This window comes from Streptomyces sp. NPDC045026, from assembly GCF_056432625.1.
Map to the genome: position 1 here is coordinate 232,130 of NZ_JBWKIS010000007.1, position 17,765 is coordinate 249,894.

The 17,765-nt window shown below is 71.1% G+C and carries 15 protein-coding genes and 1 pseudogene; 7 read left to right on the forward strand and 9 right to left on the reverse strand.

Annotated features, from left to right (window positions below; translation table 11 throughout):
• Positions 1-352 (reverse strand): hypothetical protein (locus tag AC07EJ_RS18190; RefSeq protein ID WP_478884518.1); only part of this gene is annotated, 352 nt, incomplete at its 3' end.
• A 263-nt stretch (positions 353-615) separates the two neighbouring features.
• Here AC07EJ_RS18190 and AC07EJ_RS18195 point away from each other — a divergent pair.
• Both AC07EJ_RS18195 and AC07EJ_RS18200 read left to right on the forward strand, forming a co-directional pair.
• Positions 616-1,044 (forward strand): VOC family protein, encoded by a 429-nt coding sequence (locus AC07EJ_RS18195; RefSeq protein WP_389477322.1) that lies wholly within the window; start codon positions 616-618, stop codon positions 1,042-1,044.
• Positions 1,045-1,201: 157 nt separating this feature from the next.
• Positions 1,202-1,909, forward strand: a complete 708-nt coding sequence (locus tag AC07EJ_RS18200) for a M24 family metallopeptidase (RefSeq protein WP_389477320.1) — start codon at positions 1,202-1,204, stop codon at positions 1,907-1,909.
• Between the two features lie 92 nt (positions 1,910-2,001).
• On the opposite strand, the pseudogene AC07EJ_RS18205 reads toward AC07EJ_RS18200, so the two are convergent.
• Positions 2,002-2,598: pseudogene (locus AC07EJ_RS18205) on the reverse strand (LysR family transcriptional regulator); the annotation flags it as partial.
• Positions 2,599-2,808: 210 nt separating this feature from the next.
• Between AC07EJ_RS18205 and AC07EJ_RS18210 the strand changes: the two are divergent.
• Positions 2,809-3,396: a molybdopterin-dependent oxidoreductase gene (locus AC07EJ_RS18210; protein ID WP_389477318.1), complete on the forward strand. Its 588-nt coding sequence runs from the start codon at positions 2,809-2,811 to the stop codon at positions 3,394-3,396.
• A 210-nt stretch (positions 3,397-3,606) separates the two neighbouring features.
• Here AC07EJ_RS18210 and AC07EJ_RS18215 read toward each other — a convergent pair whose 3' ends face one another.
• Together AC07EJ_RS18215 and AC07EJ_RS18220 are read right to left on the reverse strand one after the other, a co-directional pair.
• On the reverse strand, positions 3,607-5,802 hold the full coding sequence (locus AC07EJ_RS18215; RefSeq protein WP_478884519.1) for an MMPL family transporter: 2,196 nt from the start codon (positions 5,800-5,802) through the stop codon (positions 3,607-3,609).
• A 155-nt stretch (positions 5,803-5,957) separates the two neighbouring features.
• Entirely contained in the window at positions 5,958-6,590 is a 633-nt protein-coding gene (locus AC07EJ_RS18220; RefSeq protein ID WP_478884520.1) for a DedA family protein, read from the reverse strand.
• Positions 6,591-6,754: 164 nt separating this feature from the next.
• Between AC07EJ_RS18220 and AC07EJ_RS18225 the strand changes: the two genes are divergently transcribed.
• The gene (locus AC07EJ_RS18225) at positions 6,755-7,402 is read left to right on the forward strand and encodes a class I SAM-dependent methyltransferase (RefSeq protein ID WP_393582068.1); all 648 of its coding nucleotides are present in this window, start codon (positions 6,755-6,757) and stop codon (positions 7,400-7,402) included.
• Between the two features lie 11 nt (positions 7,403-7,413).
• Here the strand turns inward: AC07EJ_RS18225 and AC07EJ_RS18230 are convergent, their stop codons facing one another.
• Positions 7,414-8,058, reverse strand: a complete 645-nt coding sequence (locus AC07EJ_RS18230) for a MerR family transcriptional regulator (protein ID WP_389477310.1) — start codon at positions 8,056-8,058, stop codon at positions 7,414-7,416.
• A 187-nt stretch (positions 8,059-8,245) separates the two neighbouring features.
• Between AC07EJ_RS18230 and AC07EJ_RS18235 the strand changes: the two genes are divergently transcribed.
• Positions 8,246-8,455: a hypothetical protein gene (locus AC07EJ_RS18235; protein WP_389477308.1), complete on the forward strand. Its 210-nt coding sequence runs from the start codon at positions 8,246-8,248 to the stop codon at positions 8,453-8,455.
• Positions 8,456-8,542: 87 nt separating this feature from the next.
• Here the strand turns inward: AC07EJ_RS18235 and AC07EJ_RS18240 are convergent, their stop codons facing one another.
• Entirely contained in the window at positions 8,543-10,486 is a 1,944-nt protein-coding gene (locus AC07EJ_RS18240) for an AMP-dependent synthetase/ligase (RefSeq protein ID WP_478884521.1), read from the reverse strand.
• A gap of 308 nt (positions 10,487-10,794) precedes the next feature.
• Here AC07EJ_RS18240 and AC07EJ_RS18245 point away from each other — a divergent pair, with 308 nt between their 5' ends.
• Both AC07EJ_RS18245 and AC07EJ_RS18250 read left to right on the forward strand, forming a co-directional pair.
• Positions 10,795-11,283, forward strand: coding sequence for an SCP2 sterol-binding domain-containing protein (locus AC07EJ_RS18245; protein ID WP_393582071.1), 489 nt, complete (start codon positions 10,795-10,797; stop codon positions 11,281-11,283).
• 22 nt (positions 11,284-11,305) lie between these two features.
• A complete protein-coding gene (locus AC07EJ_RS18250; protein ID WP_389477302.1) occupies positions 11,306-12,268 on the forward strand; it encodes an aldo/keto reductase in 963 nt (320 codons plus the stop codon).
• Positions 12,269-12,330: 62 nt separating this feature from the next.
• Here the strand turns inward: AC07EJ_RS18250 and AC07EJ_RS18255 are convergent, their stop codons facing one another.
• From AC07EJ_RS18255 to AC07EJ_RS18265, 3 genes are all read right to left on the reverse strand, one after another.
• A complete protein-coding gene (locus AC07EJ_RS18255; RefSeq protein WP_389477300.1) occupies positions 12,331-13,965 on the reverse strand; it encodes a vWA domain-containing protein in 1,635 nt (544 codons plus the stop codon).
• 149 nt (positions 13,966-14,114) lie between these two features.
• A complete protein-coding gene (locus tag AC07EJ_RS18260; RefSeq protein WP_389477298.1) occupies positions 14,115-14,978 on the reverse strand; it encodes an ABC transporter permease in 864 nt (287 codons plus the stop codon).
• On the reverse strand, positions 14,975-17,755 hold the full coding sequence (locus tag AC07EJ_RS18265; RefSeq protein ID WP_478884522.1) for an alpha/beta fold hydrolase: 2,781 nt from the start codon (positions 17,753-17,755) through the stop codon (positions 14,975-14,977). Before AC07EJ_RS18265 ends, AC07EJ_RS18260 begins: the two co-directional genes overlap by 4 nt.
• Positions 17,756-17,765: the final 10 nt, after the last annotated feature.

Sequence of the window (17,765 nt, forward strand, 5' to 3'; positions counted from 1 at the left end):
CGTAGTTGACCTGGTCCGTGCACTTCGTGTCGGGGTCCTTCGGCGTACCCGATGCCCCGTCGGCCTTCTGGACCGGCGGGCACGTGCCCGTGTCCTCGCCGATGGAGTTGATCTCGGCGTTCGAGCGCGGGTCGCCCGCATAGTTGAGCTGGTCCGTGCACTTCGTGTCGGACTTGGCGGGCGCGCCCGACGACTTACCCTCCCCGGTGTCGGACTGCGGGGTGCTCGTGGCCGCCGATGAGCTGCTCGCGGAAGAGGACGCGTTGCCGGCGCTGTCGTTGTTGCATGCCGTCAGGGCCAGGCCGAGGGCCACGGCGGTCATGGTCAGTACCGAGATCTTGCGAGTGCGCATGCTGGTGCCTGTCCTCTGCGTGGGGCTGCCGCTCATGGGAGCCGGCGGGTGGGTGAGCTGGGGCGGGGCGACTGTTCGTCCGTGTGGCTTTCTGTCCCCCCAGACAGCCGGTGTGGTCGCCCCAGTTTCATCTTGATCGTGCTCAGGACACGTTCGTGACACGACAGTGGTCGCGTCGTGAAGTCCGCGTCGGGCGTGCCGCCCACCGAGAGGTCACGGCGGCAGAGGTTTCGGTGAGGAGCACGCGCCAATACGGTGACCGGATGACGTCGATCAAGAAGTTCCAAGTCACCTTCGACTGCGCAGAACCTGAGCGCCTCGCTCGCTTCTGGTGCGAGGTGTTGGGGTACGTCGTACCGCCTCCGCCGGAGGGGTTTGCCACTTGGGACGATTTCAAACGATCCCAGTCACCTGAGGAGCGGGATTCCTGGTTCGCCTGCATAGATCCCTCAGGCGTGGGCCCGCGGCTGTACTTCCAGCGCGTTCCCGAGGGGAAGGCCGTCAAGAACCGGGTGCATCTGGACGTGCGCGTCGGCACCGGTCTCGTTGGAGAAGAGCGCCTCGCCGTGCTTGAGGCCGAATGCGCGCGACTGGTCCCGCTCGGCGCGGTGCACGTACAAACGCTGTATGACGGCAATGATTCCTGCATCCCGATGCAGGACATCGAGGGCAACGAGTTCTGTATCGACTGAGGGGCCGCGAACGTCTCCTCGTTCTGCCCAGATCTAAGGGGCCAGACCTAAGGGAAAACCGCCGCCAGACAGGCAGATGCCGGACTAATCGGCCCGATAGCATGGCAGATGCGCACGTCGGGGGTCGGCGTGACGTACGAGCAAGGGGGCCGTGTCAGTGGAAGCAAACCGTGTCCAGACGGCGGAGACCGACCGCGTGGCGGGGCTCGTGGCCGCGCAGGAGAAGGCGGTCGAACTCTTCGCAGAGGTCGAGGCGCGTGGAATCGTCGTGCCGGGGGTCGGGGAGCGGGAGGCCAGTGACCGCATCAGGGATCTGGCGAACGAGATGTTCGGCACGACCAAGCACTGGCACAAGCGCATCATTCGCTCCGGGGTCAACACCCTTGCCCCGTACCGGGAGAACCCGCCGGACCGCGTCATCGAGGCGGACGACATCGCCTTCGCGGACTTCGGGCCGATCTTCGAGCAGTACGAGGCGGACTTCGGCCGGACCTATGTCTTCGGCGACGATCCGGACAAGCATCGGTTGTTGAGCGACTTGCCGCGCGTCTTCGATGCCGGGCGGGACGTCTTCGCCGCCGACCGGGACATCACCGGCGGGCAGTTGTACCGCGCGGTGGAGAAGCTCGCGGCGGACTCGGGCTGGGAGATCGGGATCTGGCACGCGGGCCATCTCGTGGGTGAGTTCCCGCACGAGACCGTCGAAGGCATGAAGGCCGAGTCGTACATCACGCCGGACAACGACACCCCCTTGCGCCGTACGGACCGGCTCGGCCGGGTCTGCCACTGGATCCTGGAGCTGCATTTCGTGGACCGCCGACGTGGATTCGGCGGGTTCCACGAGCAGTTGCTCGATCTGGCCTGAGGGGCGGCCGACCCCGGCGCGCCGGGGTCGGACTCGACCGCGGGGCCGGCCACGGCACCTTCGGCGGCGAAGTTCTCGTCGAGGATGCGGCGGTTGCGCATGCGCGGTGCCAGCAGGCACAGCGGCAGGGACGCGGCCTGCGCCCAGCTCGCCTCGGTGTGGTCGGCGAGCGGCCCGTCGGCCGGTGTCAGCAGCACGTACCGCTCCTCGTAGAGCGGGAGGCGCTGGACGTCGCGCAGGGTGCTGTCGTCGAGATAGGTCAACGCAGCGTCGATCTCCAGGCCGGTGAGGCGACGGATGATGTCGCGCGAGGACAACGACTCCAGGCTCACCTTCGCCGCCGGGTACCGGGCGCAGAACGGAGTGGTGATCAGCGAGGCGACGGTGAGTGCGGTGGGGATGACTCCCAGGCGCAGTGTCCCGGTCAACTCTCCTTGTCGGGCGCTGAGTTCCTGTCGCAGGGCGGCGTGCTCACCGAGCATGCGGTGCGCCCACACCAGCACGTGCTCGCCCTCGGGGGTCAGGCCCTGGTAGCGGGCGCCGCGGCGGATCAGAGGGACGCCGAGTTCTCCCTCGAGTTTGCGTATGCCGGCCGACAGGGAGGGCTGGGAGACGAAGCACGCCGCGGCGGCCCGGCCGAAGTGCTGTTCGCGCGCGAGGGCGACCAGGTATTCCAGTTGCCGCAGCACACTTCCCCCAGGTGGTGAGACGGGGCCAAGGTCGGTGGCTGCACCTTACTGTGACCGTTTCCGACGGTGCGGCCCCGGCTCCACAGTCCGAACCCCGCCCAGGCGAGCCACCGCATATTCCAGCCACACCGGCCGGAAGTGCTCAGATTTACGGGTGTGACATAGGCTCATTCCTTGCATCTGCGGTCTATGTGAACGATGGGACTGGTCATGAAGGAAGGGATACTGCCGCCGGGACAACGACTGGCGAAGGGGTGGCCCGTCTCGCACTACGGGCCAGTGCCGCGTTTCCGCCAGGACCGGTGGAACCTGAAGGTCTTCGGCGCGACCGCGAGCGGACAGACATGCTCCTGGACCTTTGACGAGGTCGCCGCTCTGCCCAGGATCACCGTGCATGCGGACCTGCACTGCGCATCCGGGACCAGCACCACCGGCCACACCTTCTTCGGTGTACCTGCCCGCACCCTGCTGGACCTCGCCCCGCCCGCCGCCGGCGTGTCCCATGTCATGGCCTGGGCCGAATACGGATACAGCGCCAACCTCCGCCTCGCCGACTTCACCGCCGAGACCACCGTCATGGCCACCCACCACGACGACGAGCCGCTCACCGCCGAACACGGCTTCCCGCTCCGCCTCGTGGTCCCCCACCTGTTCGGTTACAAGGGCCCCAAGTGGCTGCGCGGCATCGAATACATGACGCAGGACCGCCGCGGATTCTGGGAAGAGCGCGGCTACCACAATGTCGCCGACCCCTGGGCAGGCCAGCGCTACTCCTACCAGGAAGACGACGAGCAGTAGCGGGCCACGCCGTCACTGCGCAGTGCGCGCCGCTCGGGGCGGAGGCACTCGGGGCGCAGGCACTCGCGGCGGAGGCACTCGGCACCGAACGTCGTGAGCTGTGGCGGGCTGTCTTCGGCCGTTGTGTTGTCGGGTGCGGGGCCGCGGGGGCATGTACGTGCTCCCGGTTCCGGGCGGGCGCCTCATGCGCCCGCCCGGTGGAGAGCAACGTCACCGCAGCGCCTCGGTACGCGGCGCCGGGGCGGGCGCCGGAAGGGGCGGCGGGGCCGAGGACTCGCGGAAGCCGTACTTCGACCACCAGTGGGCCAGCGGGGCCGGTGCCCACCAGGCCCACTTGCCGAGCAGCGCCATCGTCGCGGGCACGAGCAGGCCTCGTACGATCGTCGCGTCCACGAGGACCGCGATGACCAGGCCGACCCCGATCATCTTCATGAAGAGGATCGAGGAGGCCATGAAGCCGCCGACCACCACGACCAGGAGCAGCGCCGCGCTGGTGATGATCTTGGCGCTGCGCTGGACGCCCAGGGCGACAGATTCGATCGGGTCGCCGCTCACCTCCCACTCCTCTCGGACGCGGGAGAGCAGGAACACCTCGTAGTCCATCGCCAGGCCGAACGCGATCGCCACCACCAGGACGGGGAAGTTCGCGTCCACCGCTCCGATCGGCTCGAAGCCGAGGAGGCCCGAGAGGTGGCCGTCCTGGAAGATCCACTTGATCGCTCCAAACGCCGCCAGGAGCGAGAGGAGGTTGAGGATCACCGACTTGAGCGGGAGGAGCAGTGAGCCGAAGGCCATGAATAGAACGAAGAAGGACACCACCGCTACGAACAGGGCCATCCACGGGAGGCGTTCACCGATCATGCCGACGATGTCGACCCGGGACGCCGGCATGCCGGTCAGGAGCGTGTCCGAGCCGGCCGGGGGCGCCGTGGCGCGCAGGTCGTGGACCATGCTCTGCGCGGCGTCGGACATGGCGTCCGGCGTGTAGCGGAGCGTGATGCGGGCGTCGTTGCCCTCGAAGGCTGTCGGGGTCGCGGACGCCACGCCGTCGACCTTGGCCAGCTTGGCCGCGTAGGCCGTCACTTCGGCGCGGTCCACGGGGCCGTTGGAGCCCTGGACGACTGAGGTCATGATCTGTGCGGGGTTTGTCTCGAAGCCCGAGGCCAGTGCCTTGCTGACCACCTTCGCGTCGGCGTCGGAGGGCAGCACCCACTCGCCGGGGCGTGCCCAGTTGACGCCCAGGAGCGGTGCGCCGAGGCCTACCAGGACGGCGACGACGGCCAGGGACGAGATGAGCGGCTTGCGCATGACCGCGTGGGCCGTGCGGTACCAACGGCCTTCCTTCTCCGGCTTGGGGGCGCGGTTCCTGCCGCCCAGCGGGATGCGCCACTTGTCGATGCTGTGTCCGGTGTAGCGCAGGAGGGCGGGCAGGAGGGTGAGGGAGCCGACCACTGCGAACGCGACCACGGCGACGGCCGCGTACCCCATCGAGGAGAGGAAGCGGGAGGGGAAGAACGCGAGGCCGGCGAAGGAGATCGCCACGGCGATGCCGGAGAACGCGACCGTGCGGCCCGCCGTCGCGGTGGCCCGCTCGACTGCCGTGTCGACGTCGGCGCCCGCGTGGAGTTCTTCGCGGAAGCGGTTGACGAGGAAGAGCGTGTAGTCGATCGCGAGGCCGAGGCCGAGGATCGTGATGACGTTGATGACCGTGCTGGAGATCTCGGTGAACATCGTCAGGACGCGGAGCACGACGAAGGAGCCAAGGGCCACGAACGAGCCCACGGCCAGCGGCAGGAGCGCCGCGATCGCGCTGCGGAAGATCAGGACCAGGAGGATGAGCAGGATCGGGACCGAGAGCATCTCGGCGCGCGCGATGTCCGCGCCGGTGAGGGTGTTGACCTGGTCGGTCATCGCGGCGACGCCGCCGTAGCGGACGGTGACCCCGTCGGCCGCGAAGTCGTCCTTGATCTTCTCCAGCGCTTCGACCTGGTCCTGGTCGTTGTCGCTGGTGAACTGGACGGTGGCGTACGTCTGTTGGCCGGCCTTGGATACGTACGCGCTCGGGTCCTGGCTGCCTGGGTGCCAGAACGAGTCGAGGCGGACGATGCCGGCGCGCGGGACGTCGTCGAGCGCGGCGCGGACCGCCGTGCCGAAGGAGTCGACCGTGGCGCCCTTGTCCTTCGACTCGTACAGCACGACGAGGTCGTTGGACTCGCGGCCGAGCGGGCCGTCGAGGACCTTGTCGGCCTGGACGGACTCGCCGGCCGGGTCGTCGAAGCCGGCGCCGCCGGTGAACGAGCCGAAGACCCCGGTGCCCCACACGCCGGCGAACAATGTGAAGACGACTGCCGCGATGACGACCCATTTCCGGCGCCGCGCGGTGAACTTTCCTATAACGGCAAACACTTCTGTCTCCTTGAATCAATCAAATGGCGTGTGGCGAACTTCTATGTCCTGTGGCGTCGGTGGCGGGCAGTAAAGGTGAATTCTGGGCCGCAGCACACGATTTCCGAGACTCCCCGGAAACACGCGTTTCCGATATTCGCGTTTCGGGAAATTCGCTATGCCCCCTTCGAAGCGTTCGCCGCCGGTGCGGTCGCTCTGCGCTGGGCCAGCGCCGCTGCGGCGCCGACAGCGACGGACAGGCCCAGGCCTATCGCTACGGAGTACACGGGGTCGTCGCTGACCGCTCCGCCGACGTAGCCCACGCCCACCGAGTAGGCGGCCCAGACGACTTCGGCGAGCGCCGCGCCGATCGCGAACTTGCGGGCCGGATAGCGTGCCGCGCCGGCCGCGAGACCGCCCAGGAGGCGCCCGCCGGGCAGGAAGCGGACGCCGACGACGAACGGGATCCCGCCGCGCTGCACCCGCCCCGCGGCCCAGTCGGACAGCTCGCCCCTTCGCCCGCGCCCCGCGGCGCCGCCGCGCACCCTGCGGCCGGCGAACCAGCCGAATCGGTGAATGAGGACGTCACCGGCGAGCGCGCCGCCGGCCACCGAGAGCAGGACCAGGACGAGGGACATCTCGCCGCGCGCGGCGAGCATCCCGCCGGTGACCAGGAGCACCGCGTTGGGCAGCAGGGGCGGCAGCGTGGTGACCGCGAGGATCACGTACGCCCAGCAGGCGGCGCCCGACATCCGGGTGGACAGGCCGGACGTGAGGTCGACCCACGACACGAGCGAGGCGAAGTCCATCGGTCTCCCTTTCCCTGGGCCCGATGCCTCTTTGGAGGCATGCGCCGGGTCTTTGGTGAGGCGTGTTCCCAGGTCAGAAGCCCACTGGCGGCGCTGTGGGCAGCGGCGGGGCGTGTCCTGCGCCTCAACAGTAACCTACGCTATCGATAGTTTCACTATCACTAATGACGCAGGTGGCCATGACCGATGTGACGCTGTTCCTCCGAGAGTTCGCCCGCACCCGCCGGGACACCGGGGCCATCGCGCCCAGCAGTCCCCTGCTGGCGCGGGCCCTGACCCGCTATGTGATCCCCTCCCCCGGCCGCGCCCGCGCGGTGCTGGAGGCCGGCCCCGGCACGGGCGCCGTGACCCGGCGCATCAGGGCCTCGCTCGGTGCCCTGGACACCCTCGACCTGGTCGAGGCCAACCCCCGCTTCGCCGAACTCCTGCACCGCGACTACGGCGGCGACGAGCGGGTGCGGCTGCTCACCGGGCTCGTGCAGGAGCACGAGCTCGGCAGCTACGACACCATCGTGTGCGGGCTGCCGTTCGCCAACTTCGACGCGGGTGCGGTCGAGGACATATTCGGCCGGCTGATCGCGGCGCTCCGGCCCGGCGGCACGCTGTCGTTCTTCGCGTACGCGGGGATGCCGCCGCTGCGCCGGGTGTTCACGACGGGCGAGGCGCGCGTGCGGACCCTCGCGGTGCAGGCCGTCGTCGGACGGACCCTGGACCGGCACCGGTTCCGCACGGAGACCGTGCTCGGGAATCTGCCGCCCGCCCGTGTGCACCATCTGGCGCCGGTGGCGCCGCTGCCGGCGTACGCCGGGTGAGCCGGCGGGGGTTACGCGCTGTGCTTGCGCCCGCCGCGGATGCGGCCGGAGGCGTCCTCCTGGGCGATCCGGCGCAGCGCCGCCATGGCCGCGTCGCCGAGGACCGTGCCGAGGACCACGCCCTCGACCTTGCCGTCGGCGCTGGGCACATCGGCGAGCGCGCCGAGCTCGGCGACCGCCAACTCCCCTGCCGCGGCGGCGTACTTGTCGAGCAGGGTGAGCAGGTCGCCCCGGTCGAGATCGCGGTAGGTCAGCACGATCTGGACGAGCGCCTGCCAGCCCGGGTTCTCCGGCTTCGCCGCCCAGCCGTGGCGGCGTACGAGCTCACGGACCTCGCCCTCGGCCCGCTCCCGGTCCTCGTCGGTGCCCCGCTCGACGGCCGCCCTGGTCACCGCGGACTGGGCGACGCCGAGCATGCCGTGGACCGTGCGGGTCGGGGAGTCGACCTCGGACAGGACGTCGCGTGCGGCCGCGATGGACAGGCCGCCGACCTCCAGCATGGCGCGGATCAGCTTGAGCCTGCGGACATGGGACTCGTCGTACGCGACCTGGTTCGGGCTGGTGCGCTCGCCCGGGGGCAACAGGCCCTCGCGCGAGTAGTACTTGATGGTGGGGACCGGAACTCCGGTACGCCGCGCCAGCTCTCCGATACGCATTCCATGAGGATACTGCGCCTTCTCTGTGCCGTGTTCCCCGCCCGGTCGACCGGAATTCGGCGGTGCTTTTATCGGCGTTGAATTCCCGGGCCATCGCGCTTCCATGGCCGCTGCGACGCTCTTTTCGCAGCGCACCCATCCGCTCAGCCCAGAAGTCTCCGAGGGGCCCCAGGCAAAGGAAACAGGTATGACCACACACGTGGCTCCGGAAATTCCTTCGGCGCCCGCCGAACTCGGTTACGGGCGCACCGTCGACCGCTCCCCGGTCCGCCTGGCCGCGGTCTCCGAGGGCCACGTCACGCCCGGACACGCGCGGAACCTACCGCGCCGCCTCGCCGCCAAGACGCGGGGCTGCGCGCCGGCACCGTGGAGGTCGGCTCGGACGCGATGCGGCTGAGCGCCGGGAGGCCGTCGCGCGGGCCGCGCTCTTCGTCCACGGCCTGCTCGCCGCGCCGCCCCCGCACCCGGCCCCGGCGGCGGGCGGTCAGCCCCGGTAGAGGTCCTCGATCTCCCGCTCGTAGGCGGCCGCGACCGCATGCCGCTTGATCTTCAGCGAGGGAGTGAGCAGGCCATTGTCCTCGGTGAACTCACCTTCCACCAAAGCGAATTTGCGTATGGACTCGGCACGCGAGACCGCCTCGTTCGCGTAGTCGACGGCCTGCTGCACCGCCGCGGTCATCCGCGGGTCACGGACGACGTCGGCCATCGGGGTGTCGGCGGGCATCTTCCGTACGGACAGCCAGTGCGCGACCGCCTCCGGTTCCAGCGTGATCAGCGCGCCGACGTAGGAGCGGTTGTCGCCCACGACGATGCACTGGCCGACCGGCGGGCGGCTGCGCAGCCGGTCCTCCAGGACGGCCGGCGAGACGTTCTTGCCGCCGGAGGTGACGAGGATGTCCTTCTTGCGGCCGGTGATGGTCAGATAGCCGTCCTCGTCGAGAGCCCCCAGGTCACCGGTGGAGAACCAGCCGCCGTCGAGCACCTCCGCCGTCGCCTCGGGGTTGTTGCGGTACGCGCCGAAGACGATGCCGCCCTTGACGAGCACCTCCCCGTCGTCGGCGATGCGGACGGCCGTGCCCGGCACCGGGAGACCGACCGTGCCGGGGCGCGGGGCGAGCGGCGGCGTGATCGTGGCGGCGGCGCTGGTCTCCGTCAGGCCGTATCCCTCGTAGATGAGGATTCCGGCGGCGTAGAAGAAGAGGCTGAGGCGCCGGTCGAGGGGGGAGCCGCCGCTGATCGCGTAGCGCAGGCGCCCGCCGAGCTCCTTGCGCACGCGGCGGAACACCAGCAGGTCGTAGAGGCCGCGGGCGAGGCGGAGACCGAGGGACGGGCCGCCCTTGCCGGCGGGGCCCGTGCAGCGGCCGTGGAAGCGGACCATGTGGGCCTCGCCGTAGTCCACCGCGATCCGGTCGGCCCGGTCGAACGACGCGCCGCGGCCGAGCTTCTCCGCGGTGGCCCGGCCCGTGTCGTGGATCTTCTCGAAGAGGTACGGGACCCCGACCACGAACGTCGGCCGGAAGGAGCGGAGTTGGGGCCGCAGTTCGTCGGGTTTGATTCCGGGGCAGTGGCCCAGTTCGATGCGCGCGAGCATGCACGAGATCTGGAGGGTGCGGCCGAGGATGTGCGCCAGGGGCAGGAACAGCAGCGTCGAGGCGACCTGTCCGGTCACCTCCTTGAAGATGGGGTGCATCAGCTCCACGGTGTTCGCGGCCTCGGCATGCAGATTGCCGTGGGTCAGGACGCAGCCCTTGGGCTTCCCGGTGGTCCCGGAGGTGTAGCAGACGGTCGCGACGGTGTCGGGGGTGAGGGCGGCGCGCCTCTTGGTCACCTCGTCGTCGTCCACCTCCCGTCCCAGGGTGGAGAGTTCGAGTACGGCGCCCGCGTCCAGTTCCCAGCAGCGCGGCCGCTCCTCCTCGGCCAGTGCGGCGAGGGCGGTCCGCGCCGTGACCGTGTTCTGAGGCGTCTCCGTGATCAGATGGCTCGCGCCCGAGTCCCGCACGATCCACTCGATCTGCTCGGCCGACGAGGTGGCGTAGACGGGCACGGTCTGCCCGCCGGCCGCCCAGATGGCGAAGTCGAGGACCGTCCACTCGTAGCGCGTACGGGACATCAGGGCGACGCGCCCGCCGGGTTCGAGGCCCCCCGCGATCAGCCCCTTGGCCGCCGCCGTCACCTCGCGCGCGAAGGCCGCCGCCGTGACGGGACGCCAGTGCTCGCCCTCCCTGCGCCGCAGGACCACGGCGTCGGGCGCCTCGGCGGCGTTCGTGAAGGGGATGTCGGCGGGCGTGCTCCCGCCGGGGTCCGCGGCGAGGGCGGCCGTGCGCACCTCGCGCACGGTGCCGTGCTCGTCCTTGACGGTCTCGACGGCCACCCGGTCCGTCAAGTCGCTGCGCTGCTGCGCCCGTTGAAGATCCTTGCGTACGCCCATGACGGCTCCAGGTCGCGGCTGACGTGATCCCTGCGTCTCGCTCGTCCCACGCGGACTTACAGACTTACTCGGCCGTCAACTTACCGACGCGTAACGAAAATTCAATGGGTCGGACGTGATCCACCGGCGTCCGGCGGGAGCGCGCACGCCGTCACCTTGCGCCCCGGGGCCCGACATGAGCCCCCCGTAGCCTTCCGTCGGATCGCCCGTTGTACCCGTCACACTTGTCGGTCCATCTGCCCCGGCTTTAACCTTACCGGTTGGTAAGTTTACTGAACGGTAAGCAGTTTCGGCACACGGAGGGTTCCATGAGCGAGGGCATCAGCACGCGCGAGGGGATTGCCGGCCTCGACTTCTCGGCGGTCACGCCCGAGCAGTTCGCGAAGATCGTGAAGGGCCTGACCCCCAAGGAGATCGACGAGATCGCGCGGGACGGCGAGCTGCGGGCGAGCATCCTGAAGGAGGTCTTCACGCGCATGGAGCGGCAGTTCAAGCCGGAGTCGGCGGGCTCGCTCCAGGCGCTGATCCGCTGGAAGGTCACGAGCGCCAAGGGCGCCGAAGGTCAGGAAGAGGCCGTGTACGAGACGGCGATCGCGGACGGGACCTGCACGGTCACCGAGGGCCGCTCCGACGCCACGCCCCGCGTCACGCTCGCCATGGGCGACGCGGACTTCCTGAAATTGGTGTCGGGCAACCAGAGTCCCGTCACGATGTTCATGCTGCGCAAGGTCAAGATCACCGGCGATGTCGCCCTCGCCGCGGGCCTCAACCGCTACTTCGACATCCCGAAGCCGTGAGGGCTGGGCCTACGCTGCCCGCGTGACTACTTCACCGCACGCGCACACCGACCAGGACCGGCTGATCTACGGGTGTATGGGGCTGGGCGGGAGCTGGGACTCAGCGCCCTACCGGTCCGCCGACATCGACACCGCCGAGGCCGCCGTGCAGGCGGCCCTCGACAGCGGCATCACCGCGTTCGACCACGCCGACATCTACCGCAACGGCAAGGCCGAGGCCGTGTTCGGCGAGGTGCTCGCCAGGACACCCGGGCTGCGCGAGCGCATCACCGTGCAGACCAAGTGCGGGATCCGCCTCGCCGACGGCGACCGCCCGGGGGTGTACGACCTGCGCGGCGCCCGCATCGTGCGGTGCGTCGAGGAGAGCCTGACCCGGCTGCGGACCGACCACGTCGACGTCCTGCTGCTGCACCGCCCCGACCCGCTGGCCGACCCGGGCGACGTCGCCAAGGCCCTCAGCTCGCTCCAGGAGCAGGGCCTCGTACGGAGCTTCGGCGTCTCCAACATGAGCGCCCACCAGATCGCCCACCTCCAGTCCCACCTGGACTTCCCGCTGGTCGCCAACCAGCTGGAGATGAGCCTGAAGAGCCGGGACTGGGTGGAGGCCGGGGTGCTGGTGAACACGCCCGAGGCCGCCAGGAACGGCTTCCCGCTCGGCACCCTGGAGCACTGCGCCGACCACGGGATCCGCCTCCAGGCGTGGGGCCCGCTCGCCCAGGGCAGCTACACAGGCCGCGAGGCGACCCCCGCCGAGGACGCCACGGCACGGCTGGTCGCCGAACTCGCCGAGAAGAAGCACACCACCCCGGAGACGATCATCCTGTGGTGGCTCCAGCGCCACCCGGCCCGCATCGCCCCGGTCATCGGCACCGCGAATCCGTCCCGCATCCGCGCCTGCGGCGACGCCGCCCGCCGCGACCCCGAACTCACCCACGAGGAGTGGTACGAGCTGTGGGTGTCGGCACGGGGGGCGGCGCTTCCATAGCGGGCCGGGGCTTCCGGCGCGGTGCGCGGCTTCCGTAGCGGGCCGGGGCCTCCCGCGCGGGGTCAGCCCCGGAGTTCGTCCGCCTTGCGGATCGCCTCCGCCAGCTGTCCCAGCTCCCTGTCCTGCGTCGAGTTGCCCTCCGTCGAGCGGGCCAACTTGTCTGCGTGTGACGCCAGTTGGGGCAGCGTGGGCGCTCCCGGCAGCGCTCCCTGCCTCAGTGCGTCCGCGAAGTAGGCCGCCGTGGCCGTCAGTTGGAGGCCGTGGCTCGACCGCCATACGTCGGCGTCCAGCCCGGAGGCCTCGATCTGGGCCGCCTCCTCGTGCGGTGCGCGCGTATCGGGGTCCAGCCAGCGCACGCCCGCCGTCGCGACGTGGCCGCTCGCGCCCGGACGCAGCCGTACCGCGTACAGAGCGGTCACGGTGTGGCCGGGGCCGACCTCGCCGCCGTCCACGCGGTCGTTGCGGTAGTCGTCGTCGGCGACCTGCCGGTCGTCGTAGCCGATGAGCCGGAACCGCTGCACGGTCTGCGGGTCGAAGGCGACCTGCGCCTTGGCCTCGCGGGCGCGCAGTTCGATGTTCTGGGGCAGCTCGTCGCAGAACACCTTCCGGGCCTCTTCGGGGGTGGAGACGTACGTCGTGTGGCCGTCGCCCTTGTCGGCGAGGCGCTCCATCAGGGCGTCGCCGTACTCGCTGCCGACACCGACGCCGAACAGCGTGATGCCGTGCTCGCGGCGGGCGTCGGAGATCCGGTCGAGGATCGCGTCGGCGTCGGTCTCACCGGTGTTGGCGAGGGCGTCGGAGAGGAGCACGACGCGGTTGGTGGCGCCGGGACGCGCGCCCTCGACCGCGGTGTCGTAGCCGGTGCGCACGCCCGCGTCGAGGTTCGTGGAGGACATGGGCTCCAGGCTGTCGATCGCGTCGTGGACCCGTCCCCGGCTGCCGCCGACACGGGTCATCGGCAGCACCGTCTCGGCCGTGTCACTGAAGGTGACAAGTGCCAGTGAGTCGTCGGAGCGCAGTTGGTCGGTCATGACGCCGAGGGACTGTTTGACGAGGTCGAGCCTGCCGGGTTCGGCCATGGAGCCGGAGACGTCGATGACGAAGGTGAGCGCGGCGGGCGGGCGCTCCGACGCCGGGGCCGCGGGGCCGGTGGCGAGGCCGATCCTCAGGAAGGACCAGCCCTCGTCGCCGGCGCGGGCCCCGTCGGCCGTCACGGAGAAGCCGTTGCCCTCCGGGCGCGGGTAGTCCTGACGGAAGCTGTTGATGAACTCCTCGGGCCGCACGGTCTTCGGATCGGGCAGGCGCCCGTCCGCGAGGGTGCGGCGGGCGTAGCCGTACGACGCGGTGTCGACGTCGAGGGCGAACGTGGAGAGGTAGTCCGCGGGCGTCGGCGACGGCGTGCCGGTCGGCGCGATGTCGCGCTGCTCGCCGTCGGCCTCGGTGCCGGGCGCGGGCGTCACCGGTGCGGACGGGCGGGCCGGGGCGGGCGCGGGCAGCGGGCCCGTGCGCTGCGCCTTGCCTCGCTCCGCCGAGGAACCGTCGCTCCCGCCGCCGCATCCGGTGACGAGGAGCCCGCCCACGAGCACCGCCGCGACCAGCCCGGCCGCCCGCGCCGGTGTCCGTGTCCGCTTTCGCGCCCATGCCGATGCCCGCGTACGGTCGCGGTCCCCTGCCCGGTTCTCGCTGTCAGGCCTCATCCGTGCCCCCTCGGTTCGCCGATCGTGCGTCAGCACTCGTGAATGTGACGTCCGAGACGGCCGGAACGAGCAGTCGGAGGCGTTGCGGATGAATCTCGATGCGGCTACGAAGGGGCCCCGCCGAGGCCGGAAGGTGATCGTCCGGAGACCTACGAGACGATGTCCTTGCGGCGAAATCCCCGGAAGGCCAGGGCGAACAGGATGACGGCGTACGTTACCGAGACCGCCGTTCCCTGGATCATCCCGCCCCACTCCGGGCGCGGCTGGATGGCGTCCGCCCACGCGAACTGCCAGTGCGCGGGCAGGAAGTCGCGCCAGTCACCCAGCGCCGTCACCGCGTCGAGCACATTGCCCACGATGGTGAGCCCGACCGCGCCGCCGACCGCGCCGAGCGGCGCGTCCGTCTTCGTCGACAGCCAGAACGCGAGCCCCGCGGTGACCAGTTGGGACACGAAGACGTACGCGATCACGACGAGGAGGCGCTGCGCCGCCGTGCCCGCGGGGAGCGCGCCGCCGGTCGGGATCTCCAGCGGGCCCCAGCCGTACGCGGCCGTGCCCACCGCGAGGGCGACGACGGGCAGCAGGACCATCGCGGCCAGGCTGAGGGCGAGCGCGACGGTGAGCTTGCTCCACAGGAGGCGGGTACGGGGCACGGGCGCCGCCAACAGGTAGCGCAGGCTGGACCAGCCGGCCTCGGAGGCGACCGTGTCACCGCAGAACAGGGCCACGGGGATCACGAGCAGGAAACCGGCCGAGACGAACAGGCACGTCGCGGCGAAGTTGGCGCCGGACGCGGTGGCCGTGTCCATCAGCGTCACCTGGCCGTTGCGTGCGCCCGGGTCGCCGCCGATGGCGAACGCGACGACCAGGACGAACGGCAGCAGGCCGAGGACGGCGCCCATGACGAGCGTGCGGCGCCGCTTCAGCTGGCGTACGGCCTCGACCCGCAGGGGCAGGGTGTGGCGCGCGCGGTATCCGGGCGCCACCTCGGTGGGCTCGACGAGCGCGGTCATCCGGCTTCGCCTCCGATCAGGGTCAGGAACGCGTCTTCGAGGCGGCGGTGCGGGCCGAGGGATGCGACCGGCACGTCCAGCCGGACCAGCTCGGCGAGGAGTCTGGCGGCGGCCATCTCCCGATCGGGCGCGGGCGGCATGAGGGCCGCGGACGGCGCCGGGTCCTCCGGTGCCGCCGCCGCATTCTCCGTGGCGACAGCCGCCGGAACCGCCGCCGGGACGCCCGCGTGCGCGGGGGCGGCGAGACGGACCAGGAGTCCGCCGTCCGCACGGGCTGCCGACTCCACGTCGGGCAGCGCCCCCACCTTCTCCACCAGTGCGTCGGAGACGTCCGTCGCGAGGCCGACCAGGAGCGTGTCGCCGGAGCCGATGATGTCGGCGACCGGTCCCGCCTGCACCAGCCGACCGCGGTCCATGACCACCAGGTGCGTACAGGTCTGCTCGACCTCGGCGAGGAGATGGCTGGAGACGATGACCGTGCGGCCCGCGGCGGCGTACCGGATCATGACCTCGCGCATCTCGCGGATCTGGGGCGGGTCGAGCCCGTTCGTCGGCTCGTCGAGGATGAGGAGGTCGGGCAGGCCCAGCATGGCCTGCGCGATGGCCAGGCGCTGGCGCATGCCCTGCGAGTAGGTGCGCACGGCGCGGGCCAGGGCGTCGCCGAGCCCAGCGATCTCCAGCGCCTCGCCCAGGTGGGCGTCCTCGGCGGGGCGGCCCGTGGCGGCCCAGTACAGCTCCAGGTTCTCGCGCCCCGACAGGTGCGGCAGGAAGCCCGCGCCCTCGACGAAGGCGCCGACCCGCGACAGGACCGGCGCACCCGGCCTGATGGCGTGCCCGAAGACGCGGATCTCGCCGCCGTCGGGCCTGATGAGGCCCATCAGCATGCGCAGGGTCGTGGTCTTGCCCGCGCCGTTCGGCCCGAGGAGGCCGAGGACCTGGCCCTTCTCCACCCGGAAGGACAGGTCACGGACCGCGTACCGGTCGGCGGACTTCGCGTACTTCTTGCTCAGGTCGGTGATCTGGAGCGGGACTTCGGCGAGGTCCGGGTCGGGGGCCCCGGCGCTCGCGCGGCGGCGGCCGGTGAGCAGCAGGGCGAGCGCCGCCAGGACGCCCGCGAGGGGCAGCCACCACACCCAGGCGGGCAGCGGCGCCGCGGCCGTCCGAACGGCGGGTGCGGTGGGCACGGACAGCGGACTCTTGAGGGAGACGGTGTACGTGGCGGGGTGCGCCGGGGACGCGTAGCCGAGGTCGGTGGAGGACAGGACGAGGCGCAGCCGGTGGCCCTTCTGCACGTCGTGGTCGATGGCGGGGAGTGTGAGGGTGACGTCCTTGCCGCCACCGGCTCCGGAGCCCACCACCCTTATGGGTGAGACGAGTTGGGAGGGGAGGACCGGCCGGGACCCGCCGCCCGGCGCGACGTCGTACACCTTGCCGAACAGGACGGCGTCGTCGCTGTCGGACGCGACGTGCACCGTCACGGTCGGGGACCCGGTGACGCGCAGGTCGTCGCGCAGGGGCGCCGAGTCGAACCGGGCGAACTGCCCGGGGAAGTCGAGGGAGAGGCCGACGCCCAGGGAGGACAGCTGGCCGAGTCCGCCGCCGCCACCGCCTCCCAGCCCCGGCAGGTTCGAGATGGCGGGCGGGCTGGCGCCCGCGGGGTTGTCGACGCGCTGCTCGCGCCCGGTCAGGGGCACGCGCCGCGGGTCGTTCTCGAGGCCCGGGTACCTGTCGCCGCTCGCGCCGCGCAGCTGGGCGGCGCCGTCGGTGGAGTCGATGCCTCCGGTGCGGGTGACGCGGAAGGCGGGGCCGGTGTCGGCCGTCTTGTCGTCCTTCAGATAGCGGTCGAACCAGGAGTCGACGCGCGCCTCGACGCGCCCGGTCTCGCGGTCGCCGCCGTCGTGCCCGCCGGCGATCCAGTCGACGTCGACGGGCGCGCCGTTGGCCCGGATCGCCTTGGCGGCGGCGTCGGCCTGGCCGAGCGGGAACAGGGAGTCGGTCTGGCCCTGCATCAGGAGCGTGGGCACCTTGATGTGCTTGCCGACGGCGACGGGCGAGCGCTCTTCGAGGAGCGTGCGGGCCGCGGCGTCGGGCTTCCCGGCCTCGGCGACCCGCTCGTACATGCGGCACAGCTGCGGCTCGAACCGGTCGCAGCCGCCGCCCGTGTTGATGAACAGCCCGGCCCAGAGCTTCTTGTAGACGCCCTGGGGGAACAGCGCGTCGGCGAGGTTCCAGTACGTGATCTGCGGGGCGATGGCGTCGACCCGGTCGTCGTACCCGGCGGCGAGCAGCGAGACCGCGCCGCCGTACGAGGCGCCGGTGACGCCGACGCGCGGGTCACCCTTCTTGTCGAGCTGCACCTCGGGGCGCTTCGCCAGCCAGTCGATGAGCTTGGACGCGTCGGCGACCTCGCCCTTCGGGTCGTTGAGCCCGATCTTTCCGGTGGAGCGGCCGAAGCCGCGCGCCGACCAGGTCAGCACGGCGTATCCGTCGCGGGCGAGGCCCTCGGCCTGGGCGCGCAGGTCGTCCTTGCTGCCGCCGAAGCCGTGGGCGAGCAGGACGGCGGGGCGGCGCTCGGATCCGGGCGTCGTGAAGTACGACGTGTCGATCCTGGCTCCGCCCGTGTCCATCACCGCGTCGCGGCGCTGCACTGAGGGCGCGTCGTCCGAGGCGGCCGAGGCGGCCGTCCACGTACCGGCGCCCGCGAGCACCACGACGGCAGCGGCGGCGGCCGCCCACCGCCGCGGCCTGGCCCGCGGACCGGTCAGTCGTAGATCCATGCGTCAACGG